General features: G+C 50.6%; 27 protein-coding genes and 1 pseudogene. 3 read left to right on the top strand and 25 right to left on the bottom strand.

Annotation, left to right across the window (positions count from 1 at the left end):
• Window positions 1-69: 69 nt before the first annotated feature.
• Window positions 70-1653, bottom strand: a complete 1584-nt coding sequence (locus LLG46_12530) for a DUF2961 domain-containing protein (GenBank protein ID MCE5324123.1) — start codon at window positions 1651-1653, stop codon at window positions 70-72.
• A gap of 116 nt (window positions 1654-1769) precedes the next feature.
• Window positions 1770-2840, bottom strand: coding sequence for a hypothetical protein (locus LLG46_12525; GenBank protein MCE5324122.1), 1071 nt, complete (start codon window positions 2838-2840; stop codon window positions 1770-1772).
• Window positions 2841-3044: 204 nt separating this feature from the next.
• Here LLG46_12525 and LLG46_12520 point away from each other — a divergent pair, with 204 nt between their 5' ends.
• Both LLG46_12520 and LLG46_12515 read left to right on the top strand, forming a co-directional pair.
• Complete coding sequence (locus LLG46_12520) at window positions 3045-3194, top strand: hypothetical protein (protein MCE5324121.1); 150 nt, start codon at window positions 3045-3047, stop codon at window positions 3192-3194.
• An 84-nt stretch (window positions 3195-3278) separates the two neighbouring features.
• On the top strand, window positions 3279-4526 hold the full coding sequence (locus LLG46_12515) for an MFS transporter (protein MCE5324120.1): 1248 nt from the start codon (window positions 3279-3281) through the stop codon (window positions 4524-4526).
• Window positions 4527-4531: 5 nt separating this feature from the next.
• On the opposite strand, the gene LLG46_12510 is transcribed toward LLG46_12515, so the two are convergent.
• Window positions 4532-5227: a prepilin-type N-terminal cleavage/methylation domain-containing protein gene (locus LLG46_12510; protein MCE5324119.1), complete on the bottom strand. Its 696-nt coding sequence runs from the start codon at window positions 5225-5227 to the stop codon at window positions 4532-4534.
• Window positions 5228-5372: 145 nt separating this feature from the next.
• Window positions 5373-6497: an alanine dehydrogenase gene (ald, locus tag LLG46_12505; GenBank protein MCE5324118.1), complete on the bottom strand. Its 1125-nt coding sequence runs from the start codon at window positions 6495-6497 to the stop codon at window positions 5373-5375.
• A gap of 259 nt (window positions 6498-6756) precedes the next feature.
• On the opposite strand from ald, the gene LLG46_12500 reads away from it, so the two are divergent.
• Entirely contained in the window at window positions 6757-7311 is a 555-nt protein-coding gene (locus LLG46_12500; GenBank protein ID MCE5324117.1) for a hypothetical protein, read from the top strand.
• Window positions 7312-7490: 179 nt separating this feature from the next.
• Here LLG46_12500 and LLG46_12495 read toward each other — a convergent pair whose 3' ends face one another.
• The 21 genes and pseudogenes from LLG46_12495 to LLG46_12395 all read right to left on the bottom strand — a co-directional run bounded on the left by LLG46_12495 (window position 7491) and on the right by LLG46_12395 (window position 26358).
• Complete coding sequence (locus LLG46_12495; protein MCE5324116.1) at window positions 7491-8354, bottom strand: FAD/NAD(P)-binding protein; 864 nt, start codon at window positions 8352-8354, stop codon at window positions 7491-7493.
• A gap of 510 nt (window positions 8355-8864) precedes the next feature.
• Window positions 8865-9911 (bottom strand): 4Fe-4S dicluster domain-containing protein, encoded by a 1047-nt coding sequence (locus tag LLG46_12490; protein ID MCE5324115.1) that lies wholly within the window; start codon window positions 9909-9911, stop codon window positions 8865-8867.
• 55 nt (window positions 9912-9966) lie between these two features.
• Window positions 9967-10340, bottom strand: a pseudogene (locus tag LLG46_12485) (four helix bundle protein).
• A gap of 54 nt (window positions 10341-10394) precedes the next feature.
• Entirely contained in the window at window positions 10395-11339 is a 945-nt protein-coding gene (locus tag LLG46_12480) for a Coenzyme F420 hydrogenase/dehydrogenase, beta subunit C-terminal domain (protein MCE5324114.1), read from the bottom strand.
• Between the two features lie 77 nt (window positions 11340-11416).
• Window positions 11417-11881: a hydrogenase iron-sulfur subunit gene (locus tag LLG46_12475; protein ID MCE5324113.1), complete on the bottom strand. Its 465-nt coding sequence runs from the start codon at window positions 11879-11881 to the stop codon at window positions 11417-11419.
• Window positions 11882-11982: 101 nt separating this feature from the next.
• Entirely contained in the window at window positions 11983-12807 is an 825-nt protein-coding gene (locus tag LLG46_12470; protein MCE5324112.1) for a hypothetical protein, read from the bottom strand.
• Window positions 12808-12972: 165 nt separating this feature from the next.
• Window positions 12973-13356: a hypothetical protein gene (locus LLG46_12465; protein ID MCE5324111.1), complete on the bottom strand. Its 384-nt coding sequence runs from the start codon at window positions 13354-13356 to the stop codon at window positions 12973-12975.
• Between the two features lie 289 nt (window positions 13357-13645).
• Window positions 13646-15652 carry a CoB--CoM heterodisulfide reductase iron-sulfur subunit A family protein gene (locus tag LLG46_12460; GenBank protein MCE5324110.1) on the bottom strand — a complete coding sequence of 669 codons (2007 nt, stop codon included), beginning with the start codon at window positions 15650-15652 and terminating at the stop codon, window positions 13646-13648.
• A 136-nt stretch (window positions 15653-15788) separates the two neighbouring features.
• Window positions 15789-16163, bottom strand: coding sequence for a hypothetical protein (locus LLG46_12455; GenBank protein MCE5324109.1), 375 nt, complete (start codon window positions 16161-16163; stop codon window positions 15789-15791).
• Window positions 16164-16201: 38 nt separating this feature from the next.
• Window positions 16202-16429, bottom strand: a complete 228-nt coding sequence (locus LLG46_12450) for a type II toxin-antitoxin system HicB family antitoxin (GenBank protein ID MCE5324108.1) — start codon at window positions 16427-16429, stop codon at window positions 16202-16204.
• A 102-nt stretch (window positions 16430-16531) separates the two neighbouring features.
• On the bottom strand, window positions 16532-16762 hold the full coding sequence (locus LLG46_12445) for a type II toxin-antitoxin system HicA family toxin (protein MCE5324107.1): 231 nt from the start codon (window positions 16760-16762) through the stop codon (window positions 16532-16534).
• Window positions 16759-16974 carry a type II toxin-antitoxin system HicB family antitoxin gene (locus LLG46_12440; GenBank protein MCE5324106.1) on the bottom strand — a complete coding sequence of 72 codons (216 nt, stop codon included), beginning with the start codon at window positions 16972-16974 and terminating at the stop codon, window positions 16759-16761. Before LLG46_12440 ends, LLG46_12445 begins: the two co-directional genes overlap by 4 nt.
• 13 nt (window positions 16975-16987) lie before the next feature.
• Window positions 16988-17875, bottom strand: coding sequence for a CoB--CoM heterodisulfide reductase iron-sulfur subunit B family protein (locus LLG46_12435; GenBank protein ID MCE5324105.1), 888 nt, complete (start codon window positions 17873-17875; stop codon window positions 16988-16990).
• A gap of 133 nt (window positions 17876-18008) precedes the next feature.
• Complete coding sequence (locus LLG46_12430; GenBank protein MCE5324104.1) at window positions 18009-18332, bottom strand: GIY-YIG nuclease family protein; 324 nt, start codon at window positions 18330-18332, stop codon at window positions 18009-18011.
• Window positions 18333-18488: 156 nt separating this feature from the next.
• Window positions 18489-19064 carry a 4Fe-4S dicluster domain-containing protein gene (locus tag LLG46_12425; GenBank protein MCE5324103.1) on the bottom strand — a complete coding sequence of 192 codons (576 nt, stop codon included), beginning with the start codon at window positions 19062-19064 and terminating at the stop codon, window positions 18489-18491.
• A gap of 67 nt (window positions 19065-19131) precedes the next feature.
• The gene (locus LLG46_12420; GenBank protein MCE5324102.1) at window positions 19132-20388 is read right to left on the bottom strand and encodes an FHA domain-containing protein; all 1257 of its coding nucleotides are present in this window, start codon (window positions 20386-20388) and stop codon (window positions 19132-19134) included.
• Window positions 20389-20494: 106 nt separating this feature from the next.
• Window positions 20495-21253 (bottom strand): hypothetical protein, encoded by a 759-nt coding sequence (locus LLG46_12415; GenBank protein MCE5324101.1) that lies wholly within the window; start codon window positions 21251-21253, stop codon window positions 20495-20497.
• Between the two features lie 102 nt (window positions 21254-21355).
• The gene (gene mazG / locus LLG46_12410; GenBank protein MCE5324100.1) at window positions 21356-22153 is read right to left on the bottom strand and encodes a nucleoside triphosphate pyrophosphohydrolase; all 798 of its coding nucleotides are present in this window, start codon (window positions 22151-22153) and stop codon (window positions 21356-21358) included.
• Between the two features lie 49 nt (window positions 22154-22202).
• Window positions 22203-23396 carry a universal stress protein gene (locus tag LLG46_12405; GenBank protein ID MCE5324099.1) on the bottom strand — a complete coding sequence of 398 codons (1194 nt, stop codon included), beginning with the start codon at window positions 23394-23396 and terminating at the stop codon, window positions 22203-22205.
• Window positions 23396-25273: an APC family permease gene (locus LLG46_12400; GenBank protein MCE5324098.1), complete on the bottom strand. Its 1878-nt coding sequence runs from the start codon at window positions 25271-25273 to the stop codon at window positions 23396-23398. The genes LLG46_12405 and LLG46_12400 overlap by 1 nt, the downstream gene beginning before the upstream one ends.
• Window positions 25274-25455: 182 nt before the next feature.
• Window positions 25456-26358, bottom strand: a complete 903-nt coding sequence (locus tag LLG46_12395; protein MCE5324097.1) for a glycosyltransferase family 2 protein — start codon at window positions 26356-26358, stop codon at window positions 25456-25458.
• Window positions 26359-26546: the final 188 nt, after the last annotated feature.

Raw genomic sequence — 26546 nt, 5'->3', positions numbered from 1 at the left:
CTGGAGGGATGCCGAACTCTCTATATATTATTCTGCCATTCCAGCGGCATTTCTATATAGGTGATTGTGTTACTTTGTATCATCCAACGAGCAATAGTCCGTACGCTCCGAAACAGGTTCGACTGGCTCATACGGATCCTCGCCGCCGACTGCAAGATACCAGTATGCAGTGGACGCATATAGCGTCGGGCGATCATTCGGCCAGTATTTCTCGATATCGCCCTCGAAGCTCCTCTGGAACGGCACACTGTCCGCTATCTGCCAGCGGTTCAGACTGGCCCACCTGTTATCTGGAGCCTGGCGAGTCTGATTATGAAATGCATCCTGGAAATAGTCCGGTGAGCACCAGGCGTAACCGAAATAATCCTCAGAACCGGTGCCGAATGTGGACGGGAACTTTTCGCCGTCGATGAAGAACTTCTCGTCGCCTTCGCCCCACCAGCCGCCTTTGGGATTGCGCACATCCAGCATCACTCCAACAAAACGACCCCGGCCGCTTGTCTTGAGCATGGTCCAGTCTATTGCGCGTTCAGGCTCCGTCGGAAGAAATGCGTCCCTGTGCCATTTCGCATGGAAGCGCATCAGATCATTAATGTCGCGTGTGAGGGGAGCGCTGGCTATACTCAGCTTGACCGGGAATGCCTTTGCGCCATCATTTTGAAGCTCGATCGCCGCATCCTTTGCAAAAGGCATATACCACAGACAATACATCTCCTTGTCGGTCACACCCATCGGCAGAGATTTATACTTCTGGATACCGGGAGCCGCGCCAAAGAAATCGCCGAGCGGAACCCATACGCTGGGCAGCTTCTCGCCATCCCAACTTATCTTCAATACAACCTCGCGAAGCTGCTTTTCTGCATTTTCGCCCCATGCAGGGTCTATAGCCAGTCTGATGGCTGTTATTGCACGGGGACCGGTGAGTTTGGTCACGACATTGTTGGACCCGGGCGCAAGGATCAGAGACTTGGTCTCCGATGTCTCGCCTTTTCTGACACCAGCCGGGTCACGGCCGAGCCTGAACGTCATGAACTTGTCCGTCTGCTTGAGAGCAGCCTTGTCTTCGGGCGACATATCTTTCTTGAATGTCGGAACGATTGTGTCCTTGGGAAAGGTTGTATACGTGAACTGGAAATAGCCTCCCCAATCCTTCTCGGCCATGATCTTACAGGACCTCTGGTAAGGGATCGGAACATACCAGTTTCTGCCCAGAGCAACAATGTTGATAAGTGAAGGCAGATCAAATGCATCAACACTGTAGTCAAAATAGCTGTGGAACGGCATGTCGATTACAGGTTCGGGAGCCCCATCGAGATATATTTTTAGCTTCCCCCTGCCTGCCAATGCGCTCCATATGCGCCATATGCAGCCGGGACCTTCCATCTCGGCAAAGACCGACTCATCACCCTCCATTCGGATGACGCCGCCGCCATCACCATTTGCATCCCATGCCACATACTTGCCGGTCGACTCGTCATACTTACTTGCACGGTCATAGCTGGAAGCCTGCTGACACTTCTCACCCATAACCGGAAGCGCCGCAAGCCCCTCAAGGTCGGTGTATCTCTTTACGAGATCGACATAGCTGAACTCAGCAGAGCACGCCGGAACAGCAAAAGTGATGCACATCAATACTGCCAACCAATTCTTCAAGTGATTCCTCCTGTGCGTATTGCTCATATTCTTCACATAAAAGCTCATGCATAACTTAACGGATGACGCTGGAGGTTGTCAAGTGTAATTATTGCGCATAGCCATCTCAGCTCAGATTACCATAGCTCCTTCAGCAACTCGATCATATACCTGAAATTCTCAAACTTGGCATCGGCAGGAACGGCGTGATCTATTCCCGGAATCCAGCCGCCGCGCGAATATAGCGCCTTCGCCTTGGGCACGATCTCCGCCTCGACCTCACTGCGTCCACGGCTCAAAACACGCTTGTCGATTCCACAAAAAAAGCTAAATCCCGGGAATTGCTCCGCGTATGACACAAGATCCTGCTCGGAAGCAATCTCCACGGGACTGGTGCCATCGATGCCTGACTCGATCCACAAAGGAATAAGCTCGGATATGTGACCGTCACAGTCAACGGTGACGGTCTCCGCGCACAGTCTCCTGGCTTCCTGGATAAGCTCTTTGTACCTGGGAACAAACTTCTCACGCACCACGGACGGTGACACCATCGATGCGGTCTTATACGCCATATCTTCACCAATTATAAAATTGTCTATCCTCGCACCTGCGACATGCGCTCGAAGAAGACGGATATTGTAGTCCAAGATGAAGTCGAGCATATCATCGATCAGATCGGGCATATCATAGAACGCAACTGACAGCCCCTCAAAGCCAAGCCACTGCCTCATCGTCCAATAAAACCCTTTTATTGCAAGCAGATACGGCCGCTCGGATGTGTGGGTGGCATGGATCGCGTCGTCGAAACCATCCATCCTCCGGCCTGGGTCTTCAGGGTTGTAGCGTTCCTTCATCTTGATGAAGTCTTCACGGCTCTCGACAGGAAACTTCAGCCATTTGCGCGTGACGAACCCGCTGTCCTGCGCATCGATGCCGTCCATGCGCAGCGCACCCTCCTCGTCATAATAGGTCACGTGGCCGTCCTTTTCCTCCACGACCTGCTTCTCGAAGAGAGGATAGTGAGAAACATACAGAGGGATACCTTCGAACCAATCATAGTCCAGGAGATCCTCCGTTTTCACACCCTCAGGGTGACCCTGTTTCAGCCACTCGTCCATCGTGGCCTGGCGGATCGGGAAGTTCCAAATGAACGGTTTGTCGGGCCGTTTGAAGTTCATGATTGCGGTGAAGCGTTCTCTAGGTGTCATATTGCAGGCTGCCTCCTGTTCCGCATATTGTATCACGGCAACAGAGGCAATACAATAATAACAAATCAGTTCAGAAGAATGCTCGGCGGGAAGGACGCACTCCCATAACACACATCTAAGCGAAGGATTATTCCGCATGAGCGAAGGTGGAATGCCTCAAGATGATTAATCAAGTCTTGGTAACACCTCAGGCATGGAACGCGAATGACCGAAAATGACTTCGGTGACAAGCTGGTCTTTCATGGGCAGGGTGGAGGCTATATACTTGCTCCTTGCCACAACATCAAATCTGTGGGACCTGTCGGGGGTGTTGTCGCCATGTATGAAGCCGGATATGAATATGGATGGTGTTAAGTAAATTACGGCCAGAGACATGTTTCTGAATACGGAATCCAAACCGAGACGTGCAATTTACATAGCGTAAATTGCTTTGATGCCATGAATGAAAGACGCAAAATTTTAGGGGTAGGCAAAACTGTTTTCACACTGGGGATCGTCAGCTTCCTCACCGATGTCTCCAGCGAGATGTTGATCCCGATTGTGCCGCAGTTCCTGAAATTCGTTATAGGAGCCTCGACGCTCAGCATCGGGCTAATTGAAGGAATTGCCGAAAGCACGGCATCAATATTGCGTGTATGGGCAGGATATTTGGCCGACAAGTCCGGCAGGCCGAAACTGCTTACCGCAATTGGCTATGGACTCTCGTCACTGACCAAACCATTTTACCTGCTGGCTGCATCATGGCCGGATGTGCTGGGGATCAGGTTTGCAGACAGGTTCGGCAAGGGAATCCGCAGCGCTCCCAGGGATGTGCTTATCGCCGATGCGGTCGATGAGTCGAATCGGGGCAGAGCATTCGGATTGCACAGAGCTATGGATACTGCCGGAGCTGCATTGGGTCCGCTGATTATACTCATTATTGTCTGGATGCTGATAGGCAGGGCAACTCCCCATGCACTCGGCACACGCAATAGAAGCATATATCACGTCATATTTCTTGCAGCGACTGTCCCGGCAGTGCTGGCATGGCTGGTGTTGGTAATCTTCGTGCCTGAAAAGGCTCATAAAGACAGCACAACAAGGCCAGATATCAACCTTTCATCTCTGGACAGACGATTTAAGCTGTTTCTTGTAATAGTAACCCTGTTCGCTATCGGCAACTCAAGCGACGCATTTCTGGTCCTGCGTGCAAGAAGCGCACCCATCAATATGGGGTTTCTTGAGTTTCTCTGGGTGTATGTCGTATTCAATGCTGTCTCCGCGCTGGTCTCACTCAGGAGCGGGATAATATCGGACAAGATCGGCAGGCGTCCCGTCATTATAGCAGGGTGGCTGGTCTTCTCAATCGTCTATGCGGCAATGGCACGTATTAACACCACTATGGGCGTGTGGATATGGTTCACTATATACGGAATATACTACGGTATGACAGAAGGCATCCTGAGAGCCTATGCAATAGACCTGGCACCTGCTAATCTCCGAGGAACCGCTGTCGGAGCATACTATACTTTCACTGGAGTCGCACTTTTGCCGGCGAGCATCATAGCCGGTTTCTTGTGGGATAAAATCGGACCCAGCGCGCCGTTCTATTATGGCGCAGCTACCTCACTGATCGCGACTGTGATGTTGGCGCTGTTCGTCAAGCCCAGGACGGGCAATGGCGTTACCTTGATCGAACCGGAATGATATTGCTACCTCGGCAAATTTGCACCCGTAACTGATCCAACGTCACCCGCGCCCGTTGAGTCTGCAAAGCCACAGTAACCGGGACTGCCATAGCCCGGATTGTGAACATAGTTACCTGACCAGGCTGTGAAATTATTCTCGTAGTTGTAACTGAAAGGCCCTCCCGGATACTTGAAGAACGCCGCATGCCCATCGCAAAAAGCAAATGTCTTGCCACCGTTATGCCAATACTTGTTCGATGGGTCCAAATCGGCGCCGGTCGTTTGACTGAACCACTCACCGCAGGAGTCTCCCATCTCGAATATTACCCGAGAACCTTTTTCAAAAAGCAGCACTGTCGCAGAGATTTTCGGCGCCTGCTCCACGGCCTCACCCGAGATGTTTTTTGGCATCGCGTAGGAACGGACATATTCGTAGCCGGGCTTTTTGTTGACAGGACAGGTGAGCACTTTCTTGTTCTTCAGGTAATCCCAGATAGCTTTGTCCCAAGTATGCGTTCCATCATACCACTTGGGTATCCTGCCACTATTATCACTGGCATACGCCTGGATTGATTTGCCGACCTGACCTATGTTGCTCAAACATGACGCACGGTTCGCAGTCTGTTTTGCGCTGGTAAACACAGGAAAGAGTATCGCCGCAAGTATGGCAATTATCGCTATAACAACCAGCAACTCGATTAAGGTAAACCCTTTTTTCATAACAAAACCCTCCCGAGTGCAAAAGTATGCTCTATATATAGTAATATGGATTGTTATTTTGTGTTACAAATGCACTCACATCACACAACAATGCTCATTTCCCAGTAATCTTATTATGGTTCCAATACGGCTGTTTGTCAATGACCTATACAACTTTTTTGCATATACTGCCCAACTCAGCGCGCTCGTAGCTAAAAAGCTCAGCCACCTCGGACAATATAACACTGCCGCACGCAATGTTCAAACCGCCCTTGAGCTGGCTGCTTTCTCGCATCGCACGATGCCAGCCTTTGTTCGCAAGCTCAATGATATATCGGCCAGTGCTGTTTGTAAGCGCGTAAGTAGATGTGCCTGCCACCGCACCAGGCATATTCGCGACGCAGTAGTGCACCACACCCTCCTCAACAAAAACTGGGTTCGCATGCGTCGTCGGACGGCTCGACTCGAATATCCCACCCTGGTCGACTGCAATATCGACCAGCACTGACCTCGGTTTCATCAGCCTGAGCATATCCCGAGTGACAAGAACCGGCGTGCGCGCACCATGGCGCAGCACCGCTCCAATAACCAGGTCAGATTCACGCAAAACCATGCGAATGTTATAGCTGTCCGACATGATCGTGCGGACATTGGCAGGCATTACATCGTCCAGGTATCTGAGTCTGTCCAGGTTGACATCAAGCACTGTCACATTCGCACCCAACCCGGCGGCCATCTTGGCTGCGTTGGAGCCGGCTATGCCTCCGCCTATTATCGCCACATTTGCAGGAGCGACACCGGGCACACCGCCAAGCAGGATGCCCCTGCCCTCCATCGGCCTCTCAAGGTACTTTGCGCCTTCTTGAACAGCCATACGGCCCGCTACCTCGCTCATCGGCGTCAGTATCGGCAGAGAACCGTCTGATTCCTCGATTGTCTCATACGCAATGCATACTGCCTCACTATCGACCATGGCGCGTGTCAGCTCTTCACTTGCGGCAAAATGAAAGAATGTGAAAATCACCTGGCCCTTGCGTATCAAAGGGTATTCGCTCGGGATTGGTTCCTTTACCTTCACGATCATATCCGCAGCCGCGAATACTTCCTCAGCTCGACTGACCATACGCGCACCGGCCTCGGTGTATGCATCATCCGCCACACCGCTCCCTCGACCCGCATCGGTCTCAACCACAACATCATGGCCGCCACTGACCAGTGACTCCACTATCGCAGGAACCATAGATACGCGATACTCACCCTCTTTCGTCTCTTTTGGAACACCTACTATCATTACAATCCCCCCTGAAAAACCTGCCGCCCGGTTCAAGCTGTAACCCGGCGCAATATACTATAAAGCATAACGCTTTACCCATATAGCCTGCAACTATATTATATAATATTTTATGTAGCATTATACGTCCGTCCGGCATCAACCGGCAAGCGTATTGCAAAAAATGTGAAATATCATAGAAACCATGCCCCGCCATTGGGTAACCTATCTTTGTAGGACGACTGGAGATGTGTCCACAGTCGTCTCGTGGAGGTGGAAAATGGCTGGGGCAAAGACGAGCCTTACGGCTGTTATCATAATAGTTTTCCTCGGGCTTATGGCTTCGGGAATGGCCTGGGGAGCACGCACTGACTTTGAACTCGATTCACTACGCGGACTGAACGGAGTATATGTGATCGTCCAGACTATCAGCCCAGAAATTATGAAAGATGGGCTTACAGTTGATATGCTGAAATCGGCGGTTACAAAAAAACTTAACACTGCCGGAATAAAAATGCTGCCTAAGAGCGATTCACTCTCGTCAAAGGACGGCATTCTTTTGATTGCACTGAGTTCGATCAAGAGCAAGACCGGAGTGCACGCCTGCAGCATCGACGCAGAGCTGATTCAGGTCACTACACTTGCCCGCAACCCGGACAAACCCTGCCCTGCAACAACCTGGGCAAGCGGGATTGTGGCTGTAGTCAGTCCGGAGAATGTCGGGCATCTGAGCGATACCGTGGGTGAAGTAGTTGACGAATTTATACACGACTATCAATCGGCCAATAATACATCGGGCGCGGGACCAACAATTTCAGGTGATAAGGTATTGTAGAATACTGCGTCGGATTTCGGTTTGATAGGTTTCAGTTCGGCTCAGCAGGAGCTTCGCCCTCCCAGTAATAAGCTTACCGGGAAGGGAAACTCCTTCTGAGCTCTATTTGCTCTCGTAAAATCGAGGTGTTTTTGATCGTAAGACTATGAACTATCCGACCATTAAACCGTTTTCGTAAACTAGAACTCAGGCGGAAGCTCCTTGATTTCGGCATATGAGAAGACTGGACCGTCAAGGCAGACAAATTTGCTGCCAATATTACATCGCCCACACTTGCCTATGCCGCATTTCATCTTCATCTCGAGCGTGGTGTAAATCTGCTCGTTGGTAAACCCGAGATTGGCCAGTTCCACCAATGCGAACTTTATCATAATGGGAGGACCGCACGTGATAGCAATCGTGTTCTCCGGTTTTGGAGCAAGTTCCTTGAGATAACCGGGAACATGGCCGACATGGTCTTTCCAGTCGTCATCGCCCTGGTCTACCGTCAAATACAGTTTGCCCTTGGTATTCCACTCGTCATACTCATACTTGTAGCAAAGATCACCGGGAGTGCGAGCGCCGTATATGGTCATGATATCCGCATAGTCTGCGCGGTTGTCCAGGCAGAAATTGAGCAGCGAGCGCATAGGAGCCATGCCGATGCCGCCTCCTATAAAGAGCAGGTTCTTGCCCTTCCACTCGTTATATGGGAACCAGTTACCAAGCGGCGCACGGATTCCCACTATATCGCCCTCGCTCATCTCATGAAGAGCCTCCGTTACAGACCCCACTTTCTTCACAGAGAACTCGATATAGCCCTTGCGGGTGGCGCTGGAGGTCAGGCAGAATGTAGACTCCCCTACCCCAAACACCGAGACCTCCTGAAACTGACCGGGCTCGTAATGGAAGCTCTCGCAAAGCTGCTCGTCTTGGAAGACCACCCTGAAAGTCTTTGTGTCCCAAGTCTCCTCGATTATCTTCTCGATTACGGCCAGCTTCGGCTCGTACGGATTGCATGTGCACGCATGCGTGCTTGATTTTTCAGTTGTTGTTTGTGTCATGTTATTACACCCAATCTAACGACGTCTTGCCTGCGCAATCTCTGATCGCGCTAAGAAAACGCCAAAAGTGAATAATATTATGCCAAGGCACCGGATAAACCAAATATTGGCGTCTGTTGGCAGTAAACGAAACAGATTCTCCCTCGCATGGAAGTTCGATGGATCCTTAGCATGCGAATCCAAAGCGACAGGAAACAATACTAGATATAAGCCCACAACGACTGTCATAATAATCAGCAACCACGTGAAGATTCTGTTCATTTGTAGCTCCTATACACCATGAATCAGATTACCACGCTCGGTGTAGCAGAAACTTGTTCCCGATACAAATTGATGAAACTAACATGTTCTGAAGCATCTCCGCAAACTGTTCCAAGCGAACGTCCACCACGCGCAAAGCAGATTCCTCACTAATCCGAATTGCTGATACATCTCAATCAATACAATACTGCAATTCGGATTATAAGTTCGGAATTACTATGTGTGAACAAAAACTTTAGGATTAATGCTTCAATCTGCTTTTACCGGCTCCTCAGCACGCTCTTTCGAGCATGTACGAGTAAGCACGTCGCGGATGTCCACGTTCACCGGGCACAACTCCACGCATCGACCGCAGCCCGTGCAGCCAACTACACCGAACTGCTCATGCTGATACTTGAACTTATGCAATAGCCTCTGGCGTGAGCGCGGGAGCTGATTGTTGCGCGGGTTATGACCGGCGCCCATAAGTGTAAAGTCTTCAAACTGGCAGGTGTCACGGCAGCGATAGCGCTCGGTGCACGAGCCGCAGGTCTCATCCTGTATATCGAAGCACGAGCAGCTCGGACACATATAGCTGCACATTCCACAGGCAATGCACTTCTGCGAAATTTCGTCCCAGACCGGGTCTTCCCAAGCGAGATTGTCATACAACGCCTTGCCTGCAAACGGCAGCTTCTCGCACTTGGCGAAGAGGTCCCAAACTTGATTGCGAGCTATCGTATCAGCCTCACTCGGCTCACCAAAATATGCCCCCGTGATAATTTCCTCACCCTTTGCGCTGATGCCCTCGACATAGAATTTGTCGCCGAGGTCATACATAAGCACATCGACACTGTCTTTCCATTTCTCGACATCATCCACAGAATTGCAGAACCAACTCCAACGCTTTTCGGCAGGCATTACGGCCACCAGCACTGTGTTCTCGCGGCGAGCAGCATAATACGGATCTTTGAATTTGTCATCCAGAAACACCTGATCCAACACACGAATTGCCGCAGCATCGGGCAGCCACATACCCAGCACAACCGTAGATTTACACTCTGGAACTGCCGGTTCGACCTTCGGTCCCTCAGCGCCTCTGCAGACCTTGAACAAAGTCTCATAGCGCGGCAGGAACCAGTCTTTGGGCGGCATCATGGATTTGCTGCCGTCGATAATCGGCTCGTCACCGGCCTTGATTTCCCTGAACTCAGCAGGTGCGTCTTTACGCTCCATAGGAGCCACAATTATATGTGACTGCATCAGTGCAGCTATCCAATCCTGAGTTTTATCTTTTGAGATGATTTTCTCGCTCATATGTACCTTCTTGGTGCCGGGTGTCGGGTACCGGGTGTCAGAATTCCCGTTCCAATCAGCCTGCATTTCTTAATAAAGCATTACGCAAAGCATAAAGCTGCTTTCCAAGCATTGTTGATTGCTTTGTAATCTCTTGTGAGATGTCAAATGCAATATATCCAAGCCTGAGTGCTATCTCTGTCTGAGTATCGAGTTCGGCAATGGAACCCTGAGCCATTGATTATGATGTAGGTACTCTTTCAAATGCTCGCGAGCTTGCCCCTCGGCAATATTGGATGGAACGGAAACGGCCGCTCGCTGCATCTGACTCGCCAGACCATACGTCTCAGATTTTGGAAAGTCACTTGTGACCTTATAAATCAGTTCCACCAGGTCAATGCCGGATTGCCAAACCCTCAAGTCTCGATAACTTTTAATGTTTTCAGCCATCTATTTTATTATCCGCTCACCCATTACCAGCACCCGGCACCCGAAACCTCACACCTACCCATGATGCGCAGGGTCAAAATCGTTTTCATTATACTGACCCAGCACGGGAGATTCCTGATTCGGGTCGCCAGCCTCATAATCGTATGTCTTCTTGACAGCCTCTGCCATCTCACGAGCTAGCTCGGCTATGGGTATGCCAACCGGGCACACTCGTTCGCATTCACCGCAGCCTATGCATCGTCCCACTAAGTGCATCATCCTGGTGGCATGGAACATCCATGCCTCTTCGGCAGTTGCTTTCTTCGCGGTCCACTTAGGCTCGACTCGGTCGGCAAAGCAGACCTTGCAGTAACAAGCAGGGCAGACCTGGCGGCATGCATAGCACCTAATGCATTTCGAGAACTGTTCATTCCAATACGCTTTGCGCTCCTCGGCAAGCTCCGGGATCAGGCTCTCACGGATTTCCGATGGCTTGGCGGCTTCACCCAGCTTGACATCGAACATTGCAGGCTCACGCTTGGTGCACACAAGACACATATCGCGCAGGCAGTCTGAACAGGAAAGCGTATAGTCGCAGCTCGTCGTGCTGACTTTCAGGCCTTCATTCGTCCAATCCAGACCTGTTACATCCTGCAGATGGAAGTCCTGGCTGTCGAGATTGAATGCATCCACAACACCTGCACATCCCAAACCAATTATATACACGTTCTCACGCTTGATCTGCTTTTCCTGGATGAGAGCAATTATGCTCCTGATGTCGCATGGTTTGGCTACTATACCGACTTTCTTGTCTGCAGCCAACTTAGGCAGATATATAGCCAGGTTGTTGACGCATGCAGGATTCCAGACGAGTTTGTCTACATCCTCGGCCTTATCTATGAACACAGGCGTAGTCTTGAACGGCACGCTGCCCGCGCCCCAGCCTATGACAACGCTGAGATCACTGCTTTCAAGCGCTTTTTTTGCTTCTTCTCGAATCTTGTTCTCTATATCAGACATATTGTTTCCTTGGTTGGCAATTGGCAGTTAGCAGTCGGCAGTCGCCCATCGGCTAACCGTCAACTGTCAACTGATAACTAAGGTGTGACACCTTCAAATGGCCCTAATTTTTTGATTTTTTCGGTCATCTCGGTCACAAGCTCGGCAAACCGATTTCCCTCGGAGGCCGATACCCACTCGAAATGGAACCTCTCCTCCGGGATTCCCAGGCTCTTCAGCAAATCCTTGACGAGCGCTATCCGGCGGCGGGCATAATAGTTACCCTTGGCGTAATGGCAGTCGCCCGGATGACATCCGAGCACCATCACTGCATCGAAACCCTTCTGAAAGCCCTTCAATACGAACATCGGGTCGACACGGCCGGAGCACGGCACACGCACGATCCTTATAGTCTCAGGATAATGCAATCGCGCGCTCCCGGCAAGGTCAGCACCAGCATAGCTGCACCAGTTGCATAGTATGCCGAGTATTCTCGGCTGCCACTCACTCTTTGCGCCAGCATCTTGGGTCGCATTCTCAATAACTGCTGTTTCTTGTGTCATATTATCTCTCTGTTATGTCGGCTGTCGGGTGTCGGCTGTTGGCAGTCAAAATCGGTTGTCGACATCGGTTTAGCCGCCAATTGCCAACCACTAACTGCTGACTATTTCTTCACAACATATCCGGGTTTGAGTTCGCCTATGCTGCACAGCGAAGTGTTGAGCTGGACAGGCTTGCCGTCAGGACCCGTTCCCTCGGCTCCTGAAGTGACAACCTCCATCTCCTTTACAACCCCCACTCCATCCGCGATCCAGTAGGTACCACGCCTGTGGCCGGAGGTTATCGTAAAAGTTTTGCCCCACATATCCACTGTGCCGGATATATCGTCACTGGTATAAACCAGCTTTAAGCAATCCTTAAATGTGCCAGCGGGAACCGTAACAGCCTCTTTACCCGCACCCTTTGCTGAAACAAATGCCTTTATATCACCGGTGCGCATCATGCCGACATCCCATGACTTGCCTGAATTGGCCGCGACTGTGTTGAAATAAAAGAGCGGCGGGTCATAGGTCTGATTATCCGGCTCAGATTCGCCAGCGGAATCCTCGACTATCGAAAGTATGTGCAGCCCATCAGGACCACTGGTTATCTTCAAATCAGATCTATCAGTCGAATTGCTGCCGCTGGTCGACTTCATATCCAATGTTTCACGGTAATTATAGACCACGGTAGATGCACCCTCGTCCTGGGATATGACCTCATACACGGATGAGCCTGAACTTGTATCATACATAGTGGCGACTGTCTTGCCGCCAATCTGGATACTCGCGTTTAGCAGCTTCCAGCGGTCGTACTCCAACTTATTGCCGGGTGTGCAGATAATCGGCACAGGCGTGGCGAATACAGGTACCACAAGTGCAAACATGACCAGACCGATTAATATGTATCGGAACGATTTATTGGACAACATATTGCTCCTATTACTCATCGCTACCATTCATCCGACCTGCCGCAAGCAGAAAGCCTTACGATTCCAACCAACACAGCGACAAACAATGTCAGCCTTTTCTGCTTTTGATGTTATGGCAGTTGCTTCAATGTGTATGAACTATCAGCCGTTTTGGGACTAAAGTCCCGAAACACCTAACACATATTAGCTGTCTTCTCTTGTGCATCTCTGCTGATCTGATATGTAGTCGAGAACCATATTTATAAGCCATAAACCAACAATGAGCACAAACTCTAGCAAAGTGCTCGCTATCCACACTGCGTGTAGTCTGGAACTTGCAGGCAAAAAGGGTGGGTGTTGAACAACATACAATCCTAAAAGAGCTACCATAAATATTACAACACCCAATAAATCACAATAAATACGATAGACTAGTCCACCAATTCTTCTGCGCTCGCGCTTTCGCGCTTCCCACTTTTGCGTCCACATAGCAAATTTACTAGCGTTGTTCACCAACAAGAAACCAACCAGTATCACAATTAACGGAATCAAAACTGCAAATGCCAATAACAGAAAAACTGTATTCATTTGCACTTTCTCCCATTGCAAAATTGGCCGCGCCAAGTAGCCCGGTAATTGTCTGCCGTACGATCAAAACGCAGATCCCTAGGCTCCGCGTTCGCTCCGCTCGGAATGACTATATGCAGAACGCTGAACCGGCTCGGCAGGAGCCTCGCCCTCCCATCCACGATACTTAGTATAAAACGCGAGTCTCCTGGTCTGGACTTTCCACTCTCAGCTTTCCACTTTCCACTATCATGCTCTCAGCTATACCGGCTCGGTGGGAGCCTCGCCCTTCCGGTTTCGACCTGTAAGGCTACTTCTCCACTTTCGCCATATCTGCAAGAGCATCTATTTCCGCAAGTATCTGGCTGCCCTCGAAACCTCGCAGGCGAGCTGAGAGAGACCGGCAGGCCGCTGAACATGTTCCGCAGCCCTTGCAAACGCCCTCGTTGACAGACGCGACTGTCTTCATCACCTTGTTCTCGCGAGTTGACTTGGCTCTGTCCATCACCTCGACAAGATCAATCGCTCCAAATGGACAGACTCCAACGCACAAACCGCAGCCCGCGCAAGTGTCTTCGTTAATATATGCGATCATAGGCTCGCTCTTGATGGCAGGCTTGCTGAATAGACCTGTAACCTTGCTCGCAGCGCCGGATGCCTGAGCGACAGTATCGGGAATATCTTTCGGATACTGGCATGCTCCAGCCAGATATATGCCGTCTGTCAATACTTCTACAGGCTTGAGCTTGGGATGAGCCTCACTGAACCAATTATACTGGTCGTTAGAGATTCCCAGCTTTCGCGCAAGATCCTTGGCATCGACCTGCGGCTCCATGGCCGTCGCCAATACGACAAGATCGGCTCGAACCTCAACTGGCTTGCCGAGCAGGGTATCGACTCCACGCACCACCATCTGACCGTCGTCAGGATATATCTTGCTCACGCGGCCGCGTATATAGTTTGCGCCGAAGTCTTCAATTGTCCGTCGCACGAACTCCTCATAACCCTTGCCGTTGGCTCGGATGTCCATATAAAAGACATAAGTCTCGACATCATGCAGTTTGTCCTTGACCAGAAGTGCCTGCTTGGCGTTATACATGCAGCAGACCTTGGAACAATATGCGTGGCCATGCTCGTCATCCCGGCTGCCGACGCATGATATAAACGCAATCGACTTGGGTGTCTTTCCGTCGGATGGGCGCACTATATGGCCGTCGGTCGGACCGGATGCATTCATGATCCTCTCGAACTGGATCGCTGAAATCACATCGGGATACTTACCGTAGCCGTATTCGCCCAGCTTGGCATGGTCCCAAAGTTTGAAACCGGTCGCTACCACTATCGCGCCGAACTTCTCAGTGAGCAGTTGATCCTCTTGTTCGTAGTCAATGGCGCCGGTCGGGCACATCTTCTGGCAGACCCCGCACTTGCCGGTTTGAAACATACGACAATTCTCGCGGTCGATCACAGGCTTATTCGGAACCGCCTGCGGAAACGGCCTATATATCGCGCGGCGAGTGCCCACGTTCTCGTCGAATTCACTCGGAATGCCCTTCATCGGGCACTTCTCCAGACATAGACCGCAGCCTGTGCACTTGCTCTCGTCCACACTCTTGGCCTTTTTGCGAATCGTGACCTCGAAGTTGCCGACGAAACCTTCCACCTTCTCGACTTCGGAGTAGCTCCATATATCGATCAGAGGGTGGCTGGCACAGTCTACCATCTTAGGTGTGAGAATGCATGCGGCGCAGTCGAGTGTGGGGAAGGTCTTATCATACTGGGCCATGTGCCCGCCAATAGATGGCGTCCGCTCGACCAAGACCACCGGATGACCCGCATCGGCTATATCCAGTGCAGCCTGAATACCGGCAATTCCTCCGCCGATAACCAGTGCTCGCTTCTCAATGCCTATATCATTCCTAAAGAGAGGTTGATCCTTGGAAACCTTAGCCACGGCCATCCGCACAAGCTCGATAGCCTTTTCAGTGGTTTCGGGAGTCTTCTCGTGAACCCATGAGCAGTGCTCGCGCAGATTCGCCATCTCGACCATATACGGATTCAGACCCGCATCGCCAATGCACCGCTGAAAAGTAGGCTCATGGAGTCTGGGCGAACAGGAAGCTATAACAATCCGGTCGAGCTTGTGCTCCTTGACCGCGTCCTTGACCATGTTCTGACCAGGCTCGGAGCACATATACTTGTAGTTCGTCGAGTATACTACCCCAGGAAATTCCTTCGCAGCCTCAGCCACGGCCTCCACATCCACAGTCTTAGCTATATTCGATCCACACCAGCAAACAAAAACGCCAATTCGCATATTAGTTCTCAGTTCTTAGTTTTTGGTTATTAGTTCTAGGTTGATAATTGGTTCAAGGGATATCCAGCGCAGATAAACACTCTACTCTCGAGCCCTACATTCTGTGAGTCCGAAACAGCCGAGACGCTTCTGCAGTCTATTCATTTTGTGTTACATTACCGCCCACACTTCCGGCTGTTACTGATGCTTTACCACTCGAATGGCATACAAGGTCGCCACCAACATCTTCAGTCGAAACATGTATCGATTCAACGGAGGCAGAACAGTTAAGTTCAAAGTCGCCTCCCACATCATCTAAATCAACACTGACACGCTCCGCGTTCCCAGATATCTCAACTTTGGAGTCACCGCCGACATCGTTAACTCGGAGAATAAACTCCTCAGCCGGCATATTGTAGCTCACATTGAGGTTACCGCTGACGCTATCCAGCGATAACGATGTCACAGCCTTGCGCAGCATTTCCAGTTCTTTCTCTAGCGAGGCAACACGTGATTCAAGATCATTTGACATCTCTTACCTCCAATTGTTTCGTTTCGGGACTGAACGAGCTATGCCGCAACCTCCAAACTTATCACCTTAGCAGCAGCACTATCGGCAGACGGAGGCTCAATACCTTCCTCAGCCAGACACTCCAAATGGAATAGGATCCCCTCGTGTGCCAACTCCAGTACTTCTTCTTCCGAACATCCGCAGGCTACATATCCCGGCAAGGCGGGAACCGTAAGTGTAAACGTGCCCGATGGGTCTCGCTCAATCACAACCGTAAACCGCTTCATTTTTCCCTCCTGGCCTTTTCAAACTCTTGCTTGCTGCCGGCTTGCCTAATAATGCTGGCTATATTGAGGTGTTTCGGGACTTCAGTCCCGAAATCGCCAAAGCTAAAGCAGAGCGATAAAGTCATCAACGGTTAAGCCCATATCCTGAATAATACCAGTCAGAGTCTTACGCTTGAGTATTTTGCCGGCGTGGTCGGGAATAACCACACGCCTCTTATCCGAATCCCGCAAATAAACCTTGTGGCTCCCTTTTTGACGATCCAGCCTGAAGCCTGCCCGTTCTGCAGCTCCCGAAGCTTGTTTTCCGGTAATAGCCGGTATCGCCGGACTCAAGCAGCTACCTCCACAGGCTTGACATATATATCCTCATCAGGCAGCGGTTCGTTAGCTGCTTTCAAGCTCTCCACATAGGCTTCCATGGCCTCATGTATATTCTCGACAGCCTCTTCCAATGTATCGCCCTGACTGTGACAGCCATGAAGTGCAGGAACAAATGCATGAAATCCGCCATCATCTTCGCGTTCCAGAATAACAGTATACTTCATTGCTACCTCCTAACTATCCAACCATCAGACTATCAGACTTGCCTATAGCATCCAGCGCAGAGTTCACATCCACTAAGTGACTCGCAAAGCACTTCTTCACGCCCTGCGACTCCATCGCTAGACCCAAAAGCTCGGTGAAATAGAAAACCGGCATGGTCAGGTCTTCTCCACGAAGTTTGCCTGCGGCTGCCTGACGCATTTCGAGATTGGTCATACACAATGGGCATGCAGTCACGATACAGTTCGCACCGTGCTTCTTGGCATTCGAAATAATGTCGCCAACTAGCTTGACTACCATATCGCTCTTGGCAATACCGAAACTGGCGCCGCAGCACTCGTTTTTGAAATACCACTCCACAGGCTCCGCGCCCACCATCTCCATGGCCGTATCCAGACTCTTCGGGCTTTCAGGATCGTCAAAACCAAGCACCTTGGGTGGGCGGATTAACAGACACCCGTAATAGCACGCAGGTTTAAGTCCAGATAGCTTTCGGCTGGTCTTTTCGGCAACCTTTTCGAGCACTTCTGGATAGGAAAAGACTTCCAGAGCAGACTTGACGCCTATCTTGCCTGTATATGGCTTTGCCAACTCTGAATTGATCTGGTCGCGAAGGTCGGAATTCGCTTTCATCTCGACCTCGGCGCTGCGCATGCGATTATAGCACGCTGCACATGGTGCAACCACATCCAGACCCATGCTCTCGGCTATTCCGAGGTTTCGCGCCGGAAGAGCTATACTGAGCCTGTGGTCGAGGCTGTGAGCGGATGTTGCACCGCAGCAGTTCCAGTCGGGTATCTCGATCAGCTCAATCCCAAGGTCCTCCGCAACAATTTTGGTGCTCTCGTTGAACTCTTTTCCTGTCGATTCCAGGCTGCAGCCTGGGAAATATGCGTATTTCATCGATTGTTAGTCCTCAGTTGTCGGTTGACGGTCGTCGGTCAAAAGCAGATTCTTCGCTGCGCTCAGAATGACTTATTTGGTACGTTTCATCATTTGCTAATCGAATAATGTATAATTAGACGTCCTGCCTCTGTCATTCCGAGGAGGAACGACGAGGAATCTGCTGTTCATACCAGCTATCACTCAAGTCGTTCCAAGTCGCATTGACATTTTCTATCATAGAAATTTTCTTTGCCCTGATCCAAGATTTTATTTGCTTTTCGCGTTCGATTGCACTGATCGCATCGCCGCATTCTTCAAAATAAACAAGCCGGTCAACATTGTATTTGCTCGTGAAACCATCAATCAGCTTGTGTTTGTGCTCATATACACGCCTTAGCAGGTCTGACGTGACACCCACATAAAGCGTTCTTGACTTGTTTGCCAGTATGTATATATAGAACTGCTTTTTAGTCATCACATTGGGTCAAAGCAGATTCTTCGCTGCGCTCAGAATGACATATTTGGAACGTCTCGCTTTCCAGCTTTAGAATGACTGAAACTGAGACGTCTCGCATTCTAGTCCGGACTTTCCACTTTCAGCTTTCCACTCTCCACTCTGGGCTCTTGGCTCTCAGCTCTTCTTGAACAGCCCTCGCACCTCGGTAAGTCCTTTCACTCTACTGGGAATCAGGCCGAGCTTGCCTTTAAGAAACATTATGATTCCAGAGAAAACATCAGAAAAAAAGTCGAGGGTCCTGACCTTGTAGATTCCCATAAGGCCGATCTCATGTGCACGGCCATGCCAGGTTACCTGCCTCAAAAATTCTTTGTGAAACTTCAATACATTCGGCTGCTTGATATGCTTGCCCTCTTTGACGGCTATCTGGCGGCAGGCATCCATCACCTTGGAAAGAGCAACTCCACGCGGACAGCGTGTGGCACAGGTCTCGCAACCGGCGCATAGCCAGATGGTCGAGCTTTCAAGCACTTCGTCCTTCATGCCTAGCTGAGCCATACGCATTACTTGATTGGGAGCAATATCCATACTAAATGCCGCCGGGCATCCCGCTGTGCACTCGCCGCACTGATAGCAGCTCATCACGTTCTCGCCGCATATCTCAGCGATCTTTTGCTTGAATGCGGGATCGATTTCGCAGCCTGGCGAACCCAGAGAGGATACATCCTGTTTTGTCTCGGAAGTCAACATATGCGCCTGCCTTAAAGTTGTGGAGCAATTTTACCATAGACATGATAGCATTGGAAATGATACAGCGTCAAATAGAATCGACCCTCAAAATGCTCTGGCCGACACCTATTTGATCGCCGATTTGCAGCCTGTGTTCCCGCACTCTCCGGCCTCCGACCCATAGACCGTTTTTACTGCCGAGGTCTTTGATATTCCAGGCTGTTCCGTCCCAGATGATCTCGGCATGACTGCGGCTGACCATAGTGTCCTGAATAAGCAGTATATCACATCCTGCCTCACGGCCTATCTTGATCGAGCCGGGTCCGAACCTGAACTGTTGATCCATATGAGGACCGCCGATCACTGTCAAGGAAAGGCTTCCTGTCGCAGTCGGTTGGACAATCGTCTGCTGCGGAGCCGTATATGTCGGGATTGACTGCGATTGAGGCTGATTATCGAACCACCTCTGTTGGGACTGCGGGGTCGATTTTAGCGAACTCGTATATGCGCCCGCTTTTTGATGGAATCGTAGATTGAACCGTCCGAGTGTGAGCAGATCGCCGTCCCTGAGTTGAGACGACTGTGTTACAGAACCATTTACGCCCACACTCACTCCATTCGCGCTCTGCACGGTCACATCGTTGTTTTGAAGCAGCAAATATGCATGCTGTTTGGCGAGTGATGGGTCGCCGAAGAGAGGTATGTCGGCAAGCTCGTCGCGGCCGATAATGGTGGTCGGCTTGGTAAGGATAAAGCTCTTGCCCTCCTTGGGTCCGCTGAGGACTGTGACCCAGTTCTGCTTGGCTATATCCTCGACAAGTGCGACTGCCGCGCCTGTTGCAGCGCCCATAAGGATAAACCCGATAAACCTGCTTGCACTGCCGCCGTCGGTCACTGAAGCGATCATATCAAACAGAAATCCACCCGCAGCGCCTCCAATCAGACCACCGAGCATGCTCATCCTGGCGCGCCGCCATGAACCCATAGCAAACCCGACGCCCATGCCCCCACCCGCGCCGATCACTGCCCAGCCGATTGTCCTGCCGATTATGACTCCCAGCACAGGAAGAGTGAGAGCCATAGCAGAAAATGCAAGCTGGCCGATGATGCCTGCGATTGTTCCCGCCAGAGCGCCTATCGCTGCCGCAGTCGCCATTTTAATGATGACCCGTTTGGGTGGCGAGGTGAGTTCATCCGCGACAAGCAGCACCCCACCAAGCATCGCCGCAAAAGATGCGCCAAGCAGCACAGCACTAATAAACACATTTTTTGCCGCACCGGGCATCGGCATATTAGTGCTTGACTCTTGCTGGACGTATGACGGATTGAAGATCAAAAAGACCATCAATCCGGCCAGTGCACCTGCAATACTGAGCAATACTAGACGGGAAATACGTACGTTTTGCATCTCAAATGAAAACAATAATCAATATACAATATCAAATACTAAATCAAGTTATGCTATCGAGAACCAGATAGACCTGTCCTTTTTCGGTCTTTTTGACTCTGCCTGTCACGCTGATCTTTTTGCCGATGTCATTCTCAGGGTCAAGCTCAGCCCGGCCAGTAACATATATACAGCCGGTGGAATCGCATACCGCCCAGTCACTTCTGGTTACCGGAGGGCCATTCTTTGTGTTTGCATCATTCGGATCAGGCCGGAAACCTCTGTAAGTTCCGTCTATCCGAACTCGTCTGCCCTCAAACTCTTTTACACGCTTGACGACTTCCTTCACAGTCAATGGAACCAGTGCCGGCGTCTTCTCGTCCACTGTGAACTTTACGCTTACTGCAGGCGGTTTGTCACCATTAGGCGTCAACTGAACGCTCACAGCGTAGGTTCCTGGACCAACTGCTTTTCCCTTATCGTCTTTCTGGTCCCAGGTGGCAGTGAATGTCTTAACCTCGTCGGGTTGGAGAGTAAGGCTCGTTAACATTTGAAGATATACTCTGTGCTTGCTCAGAGTGTATATTTCACGGTCTGATAGAGTGATCCATAGATCAAACTGTTTACTACTTGGAAATGTGTATGTGATCGGCTTGTCGGTGGTGTTGCGTACGACAAATGTGAACTCAACGGGCGCACTCACGGCATAGCTGTCGGCAGAGGTCTTGACACCCTGAAGCAAACCACTGGGATATGCCTCATGCGCAGGGATCGAAGTCGAACCCAGCACAATAAACGCTGTAATCAGGAACCGCGGAATCATAATTACACCTCCTGGATTGGATTCTACTTCCGGTGTGATCAGATATCGCACCCGATCAGTGGCTCGGCAGGAGCCTTGCCATCCCAATCTATTTCCTAACCCCTATTGCCTGTTTCCTGCCTTCGCCTTATTCCAGATGCAGTCCATCTCTTCTAAGGATAGGTCACTGACACTCAGACCAGCCTGCCTGGCATGATCCTCTATTTGAGTGAAGCGCTCCCTGAACTTGTCGAGCATTGCACGAAGGGACTCCTCCGGGTCGATCTCCTCATGCCTGGCGACATTTACTATTGTAAAGAGCAGATCGCCTATCTCTTCCTTTACTTTTGCTTTATCATTGCCGGCAATCGCTTCTTTGAGTTCGTCGGTCTCTTCCTCGATCTTGCCGAAAATGGAATGTACATCCGGCCAGTCGAAACCTGTCTTGGCTGCTTTCTTACTCATCTTGGCCGCACGCATAAGAGCCGGAAGACTCTTTGGAACACCATCAAGCAGCGATTTCCTGTCTTCATAACCCGGTTCGGTATGCTTGATCTTGTCCCAGTTTGTGAGCACATCTTCCACACCAGATATCTGCGTATCGGCGAATACATGCGGATGCCTGCGCTGGAGCTTCTCGCGAATACCCTTGCAAACACCGGCGATATCGAACTGACCACACTCGCTCGCTATCTGGGCATGCAAAAGCACCTGCAGCAGCATATCGCCGAGTTCATCCTCAATTTTGACCGGGTCACCTGTCTCAATTGCCTCGACGACCTCGTAGGTCTCCTCTATTGCATACTTTCTGAGAGATTCATGGGTCTGCTGGCGATCCCAAGGGCAGCCGTCGGGTCCGCGCAGTTTTGCAACCGTCTCCACCAGTTTAGTCCACTCTTCACATGTTCTGTCTTGCGTCATTACTTCCTCTTGACTACTGTCTTTCCCTCATAACGTCATAGTGTCTTGGTTATTTGCCTGTGCGAAGGAAAATTGTTTCACACGGCGGTTCCTGCAGCAAGCTCTGTGCTATGGCATGGGCAACATGATAGTCCCCAACTGTCTCACGCATAATCCCCACAACGGTCAGGTCTATCTTGCCCGTATCGAACATCTTCATAAAACCGATAATGGGATCGCGCACACGCTCGATGACATGCTCGACCTTGACACCATACTGCTTACCGATTCTGCTCGATTCCCTGGCAGCATCCGCCGCAGCAGCCTCGGCATCCGGACGAGGAGCGTCTATGGGCTCCGTACGGGGCACAACTATCAGTGAGACAACAGTTATCAACGCACCCTCACCCTTGGCCAGTCTGCAAGCATGCTCAAGAGCATGAACCCACGAACCTACCGCAGGTACAACGGCATGTTTGGAATGAGCTGAGTTTTCGGCAACAGCCCCTTTGACCAAAGACACTTCAAAACTCGCGGCCTCAACAAGAGACATCGCATCAGACTCATCCATTCGCGGCACTGTCGGATCAGAATCGTCAATGCTGACTACCGCGTAATCTGCGTTGAGTCGGCCAACAAACTCGATCAAGCCTGTTGACTTGGCTCTTACACGCTCAACATGTCCGAATACCTTAAATCCCAACTCCGAAACCATTGCCTTTGCCTGATCCAATCTTTCCTGACCCTCGGACTCACGTTCGGGCAGTGGAGTGCCTATAGGCATCGACCTCGGAACTTTTATTAGATCGACAAGATGCACCTCAATGCTTTTCCCGACAGCCAGTCTGCATGCATGACTGACAGCGCTCTGCCATAAGCCCAGCATCGGCACCACAGCCGCCAGCCTTGCCTTGCCGCGCTCGGGTGTCAGTTCCTCAAGCTCAAGTGATGCGCGTGCCTCTGCTACCGTCTCGGCTATGGGAAGCTGCGACCTTACACCAGGCACCTCCTTGCCTATCTCTATAGACTCAGGTGAAAGCGCCGCAACAATTATGCGTGCATTGCGCTCCCTGATGTATTTGAACGCATCAGCAAATGTCTCCGCACCTTTGGCAGTAATCTTTACCAGCGCAGAGCAGTCGATTATTATCCCCGTCGGATGATTCTCCAATAAAAGCGCAGCGGCAGCCTGGATGGCAGGCCATATGTTGCTCTTTATGCTCCCACGAAGGGTTATTGTGTCTTCTCTTGCTTCAATAATCATTATCTCTCCAGATAATACCTGACGTTGGTCACTACGATATCGCGTCTGAACATTAAAGCAACCTTAAGGAAAAATCCCGACTGGCCATGCAAAGCTTTATGCCACCACTTGAGCGGCACAAACTCCGGCACGACAACCGTCACAATATGCCCAGGACGCTCCTTCTTCGCCTCCTCAAGATAAGCCAGAGTCGGACCTATAACCGATCTGAAAGGAGATTCCAAAATGACCAGCGGCACCCCAAGACCAAATTGCTCCCAACGGTCACGTATGAGCGGAGTGTCATTTGGGTCGATCTCTATATATAGCGCACGGCAGTCATGAGAAAGAGTTCGCGCATATTCCAGCGCCTGCAAAATTCCCTTGTGAATGCCTGATGTCAACACAATCGCAGTCGTGCGCACCGGCTCCGGCTCAACAAACTCGGTTATCCTGAGCTGATCGCCGAGCTCAATGTAATGCTGATGGATCCTCAGCAGAACATACACGATTGCAGGTATCAGCAGCAGAACTATATATGCGCCGGTCGGTATGTATATTGGACCAAGCGGTATCCGCGGCCCGGCAGTGAACTTCATTACTGCAATCACCACGGACACAATGCCGGTTACGATGGAACCGAACAGGCTGATGCTCGAATATATTCTCCAATGTGGCTGCTTGAGTAACCTCAGACGCTTGCTCATACTAAACTGCGACAGCGTGAATGATATGAATACCCCGACAGCATACAGCGGGATCAGAGACGATGTGTCTGCATGGAAGATCACGATCAACAAAGCTGCAAGAAGACTCAGCATAAGTATTCCGTTTGAAAAAACCAACCTGTCGCCGATGCCGGCAAACTGTCTTGGAGCAACCCTGTCACGTGCCAGGATCGAGCTTAGCCTCGGAAAGTCCTGATATGCCGTGTTTGCAGCCAGTATCAAAATAGCAGCCGTAGCTATCTGGATGGCCAAATAAAACCAGCCCCTGCCGAAAACACCCTGCGCAATCTGTGACACGACAGTCGGATGACCGCTCTCATAAGGAACAGCCTGATATGCTTTTGCCAGAATGCTGATCCCTATAAAAAGAAATCCCAAAATCGTGGCCATAATCACCAGTGTGGCAGCAGCATTTTTGGACTCAGGCGGCTTGAATGCAGGAATGCCATCTGCGACAGCCTCGGTCCCTGTCATAGCCGCACACCCACTTGCAAATGCCCGCATGATCAAAAGATAAAACGCTAGTCCTGTAATGGGACGGGTGACTTCACCAAATGTCTCATGGACAGGATGCGCATGACCGGTAGCCACCTTTATAAGACCCACAATAATCATCGTGCCCACAGTGAGCACAAACGAGTATGTCGGCACAGCAAAAAGCGCTCCTGACTCACGCAAGCCCCTGAGGTTCGCCAGCGCTACAATCGCTACTGCCAGCACTCCGATCAGCACACGATCCTCCGCAAGTTGAGGGTATGCCGACACAATCGCAGCAACACCAGCCGAAATACTTACGGCAACAGTCAAAACATAATCCGTAAGCAGTGAAGCGGCTGCAAACAATCCCGGCGTCAGACCCAGATTCTCCTTGGTCACTATATAGCTGCCGCCACCCTGCGGATACGAGAATATCGTGAGCCTATATGAGATTACGACGATCCATAAAAGGGCAACAATCGCCAGTGTTATCCAGATAACCGCCTGCCAGGCTACGGCGCCGGCTCCCAACAGAGCGAAAGCCAGCAAAATTTCTTCAGTTGCATACGCATTTGATGAAAGCGCATCCGAAGCAAACACCGGCAAAGCTAAAAACTTCGGCAAACGCTCATGTTTTTGCCTGGATGTGGGCAGCGGTCTGCCGAAAAGAAGCCGCCTGATTATGGATAACAAGAATGAATACCTCCAAACTATACTGTCACAGTTTACACGGTATACAGACCCTCGTGCAAGCATGCCGATTATATTGTGACAGCACACAGCATTAACAAAAATAAACACCAGGTTACATAGACCTGGTGAACTTCAATAGTTTAGCACTATGCATTGCAATTGTCACGTGGGCTGTGATCGGATTATTTTTTGTTCAGTGGTCCTGTTCTGCCGATGAGACCATGAAATATTCCCAGCAGCACCGCCAACGTTTTTTGGAACTTATCTCTCTCAAACAGCAGCATCAGAAGAGTCTCTTTGTAGCGGACAGTGACGGCAAAGCGTATCCAGTCCGGGTTTGTATGTCTGTATTCGCGGATAAGGGTCACCAAATTGCGGGTCCTGTAATACCGCCGTATTGCCGGTAGATGGGAAGTGATTAGTCGCCTGCCGCGAAATTCGTGATATCTGGGAGCACCGGATGTGTGGACCATCAACGGACGTCTTGTCATTATGCAGACAAAGTCGAATCGACGTGCTCGTAGACAGTATTCATCGTCCACATGGTCGATAAAAAACTCATCCCTGAAAGGACCGATTTTCTCTGCTGCTGCAATGGATAAGAGGGTGCCGGAGGTTATGACCGTCGGTGCGTCCGCCCAAGGCTCATCATCCTCGCCCTTTTCATCTATAAAAGGCTTCTCTTGGAGCTTATCTATATAATTTGAGCCTATGCATGCAATATTCAGCTTCATGCCGCAGGAGTCATAGACATCGGCAAATGTACCTACAACATCATCATCGAGCAATATCGTGTCCTGGTCCAGCGTCAGAACCCAGTCATAGCCGTGCTCTTTTGCCCAGATCACACCTCGATTCAATGCTGACGCAATACCTATGTTTTTGGGGTTCTGCAGGATATGTGCACCAACATCCGAAACCGCATTCCTGAGCGTCTCTACAGCATCCTCACCAGACGCATTGTCTACGATGACCACAGCATCAATTTGAGACGCCACAGCAAGAAGTCTTTTCGGGAAATTGTTGTCGGGGTGATATGTGACAACAACAGCGCAGATATTTGACTTGTTAGGGGCTGCAACCATGTGTCTGCACCATGCAAAAAGAGGTTGGAAGTCCTCCAACCTCTTGTTTCTCTAAAAACTAAACAGTGCAAGCGTTAGTATGGTTATGAGTATCGACCATCGGATACTCCGTTGCTTTGAATCTTGTTCTGGCCAAAGCCAACCGTTCAAACCAAACTCTTATCCTTAGAAAGGAGGTGATCCAGCCG

The sequence above is a fragment of the bacterium genome, assembly GCA_021371935.1.
Taxonomy (GTDB): domain Bacteria; phylum Armatimonadota; class UBA5829; order UBA5829; family UBA5829; genus UBA5829.
This window is presented reverse-complemented; position numbering and strand designations above follow the sequence as displayed.

Coding starts and splice junctions, on each gene's coding strand:
- LLG46_12525 (MCE5324122.1), bottom strand. CDS start 2,840: ATGACACCTAGAGAACGCTTCACCGCAATCATGAACTTCAAACGGCCC.
- LLG46_12520 (MCE5324121.1), top strand. CDS start 3,045: ATGACCGAAAATGACTTCGGTGACAAGCTGGTCTTTCATGGGCAGGGT.
- LLG46_12515 (MCE5324120.1), top strand. CDS start 3,279: ATGAATGAAAGACGCAAAATTTTAGGGGTAGGCAAAACTGTTTTCACA.
- LLG46_12510 (MCE5324119.1), bottom strand. CDS start 5,227: ATGAAAAAAGGGTTTACCTTAATCGAGTTGCTGGTTGTTATAGCGATA.
- ald (MCE5324118.1), bottom strand. CDS start 6,497: ATGATAGTAGGTGTTCCAAAAGAGACGAAAGAGGGTGAGTATCGCGTA.
- LLG46_12500 (MCE5324117.1), top strand. CDS start 6,757: ATGGCTGGGGCAAAGACGAGCCTTACGGCTGTTATCATAATAGTTTTC.
- LLG46_12495 (MCE5324116.1), bottom strand. CDS start 8,354: ATGACACAAACAACAACTGAAAAATCAAGCACGCATGCGTGCACATGC.
- LLG46_12490 (MCE5324115.1), bottom strand. CDS start 9,911: ATGAGCGAGAAAATCATCTCAAAAGATAAAACTCAGGATTGGATAGCT.
- LLG46_12480 (MCE5324114.1), bottom strand. CDS start 11,339: ATGTCTGATATAGAGAACAAGATTCGAGAAGAAGCAAAAAAAGCGCTT.
- LLG46_12475 (MCE5324113.1), bottom strand. CDS start 11,881: ATGACACAAGAAACAGCAGTTATTGAGAATGCGACCCAAGATGCTGGC.
- LLG46_12470 (MCE5324112.1), bottom strand. CDS start 12,807: ATGAGTAATAGGAGCAATATGTTGTCCAATAAATCGTTCCGATACATA.
- LLG46_12465 (MCE5324111.1), bottom strand. CDS start 13,356: ATGAATACAGTTTTTCTGTTATTGGCATTTGCAGTTTTGATTCCGTTA.
- LLG46_12460 (MCE5324110.1), bottom strand. CDS start 15,652: ATGCGAATTGGCGTTTTTGTTTGCTGGTGTGGATCGAATATAGCTAAG.
- LLG46_12455 (MCE5324109.1), bottom strand. CDS start 16,163: ATGTCAAATGATCTTGAATCACGTGTTGCCTCGCTAGAGAAAGAACTG.
- LLG46_12450 (MCE5324108.1), bottom strand. CDS start 16,429: ATGAAGCGGTTTACGGTTGTGATTGAGCGAGACCCATCGGGCACGTTT.
- LLG46_12440 (MCE5324106.1), bottom strand. CDS start 16,974: ATGAAGTATACTGTTATTCTGGAACGCGAAGATGATGGCGGATTTCAT.
- LLG46_12435 (MCE5324105.1), bottom strand. CDS start 17,875: ATGAAATACGCATATTTCCCAGGCTGCAGCCTGGAATCGACAGGAAAA.
- LLG46_12430 (MCE5324104.1), bottom strand. CDS start 18,332: ATGACTAAAAAGCAGTTCTATATATACATACTGGCAAACAAGTCAAGA.
- LLG46_12425 (MCE5324103.1), bottom strand. CDS start 19,064: ATGTTGACTTCCGAGACAAAACAGGATGTATCCTCTCTGGGTTCGCCA.
- LLG46_12420 (MCE5324102.1), bottom strand. CDS start 20,388: ATGGTCTTTTTGATCTTCAATCCGTCATACGTCCAGCAAGAGTCAAGC.
- LLG46_12415 (MCE5324101.1), bottom strand. CDS start 21,253: ATGATTCCGCGGTTCCTGATTACAGCGTTTATTGTGCTGGGTTCGACT.
- mazG (MCE5324100.1), bottom strand. CDS start 22,153: ATGACGCAAGACAGAACATGTGAAGAGTGGACTAAACTGGTGGAGACG.
- LLG46_12405 (MCE5324099.1), bottom strand. CDS start 23,396: ATGATTATTGAAGCAAGAGAAGACACAATAACCCTTCGTGGGAGCATA.
- LLG46_12395 (MCE5324097.1), bottom strand. CDS start 26,358: ATGGTTGCAGCCCCTAACAAGTCAAATATCTGCGCTGTTGTTGTCACA.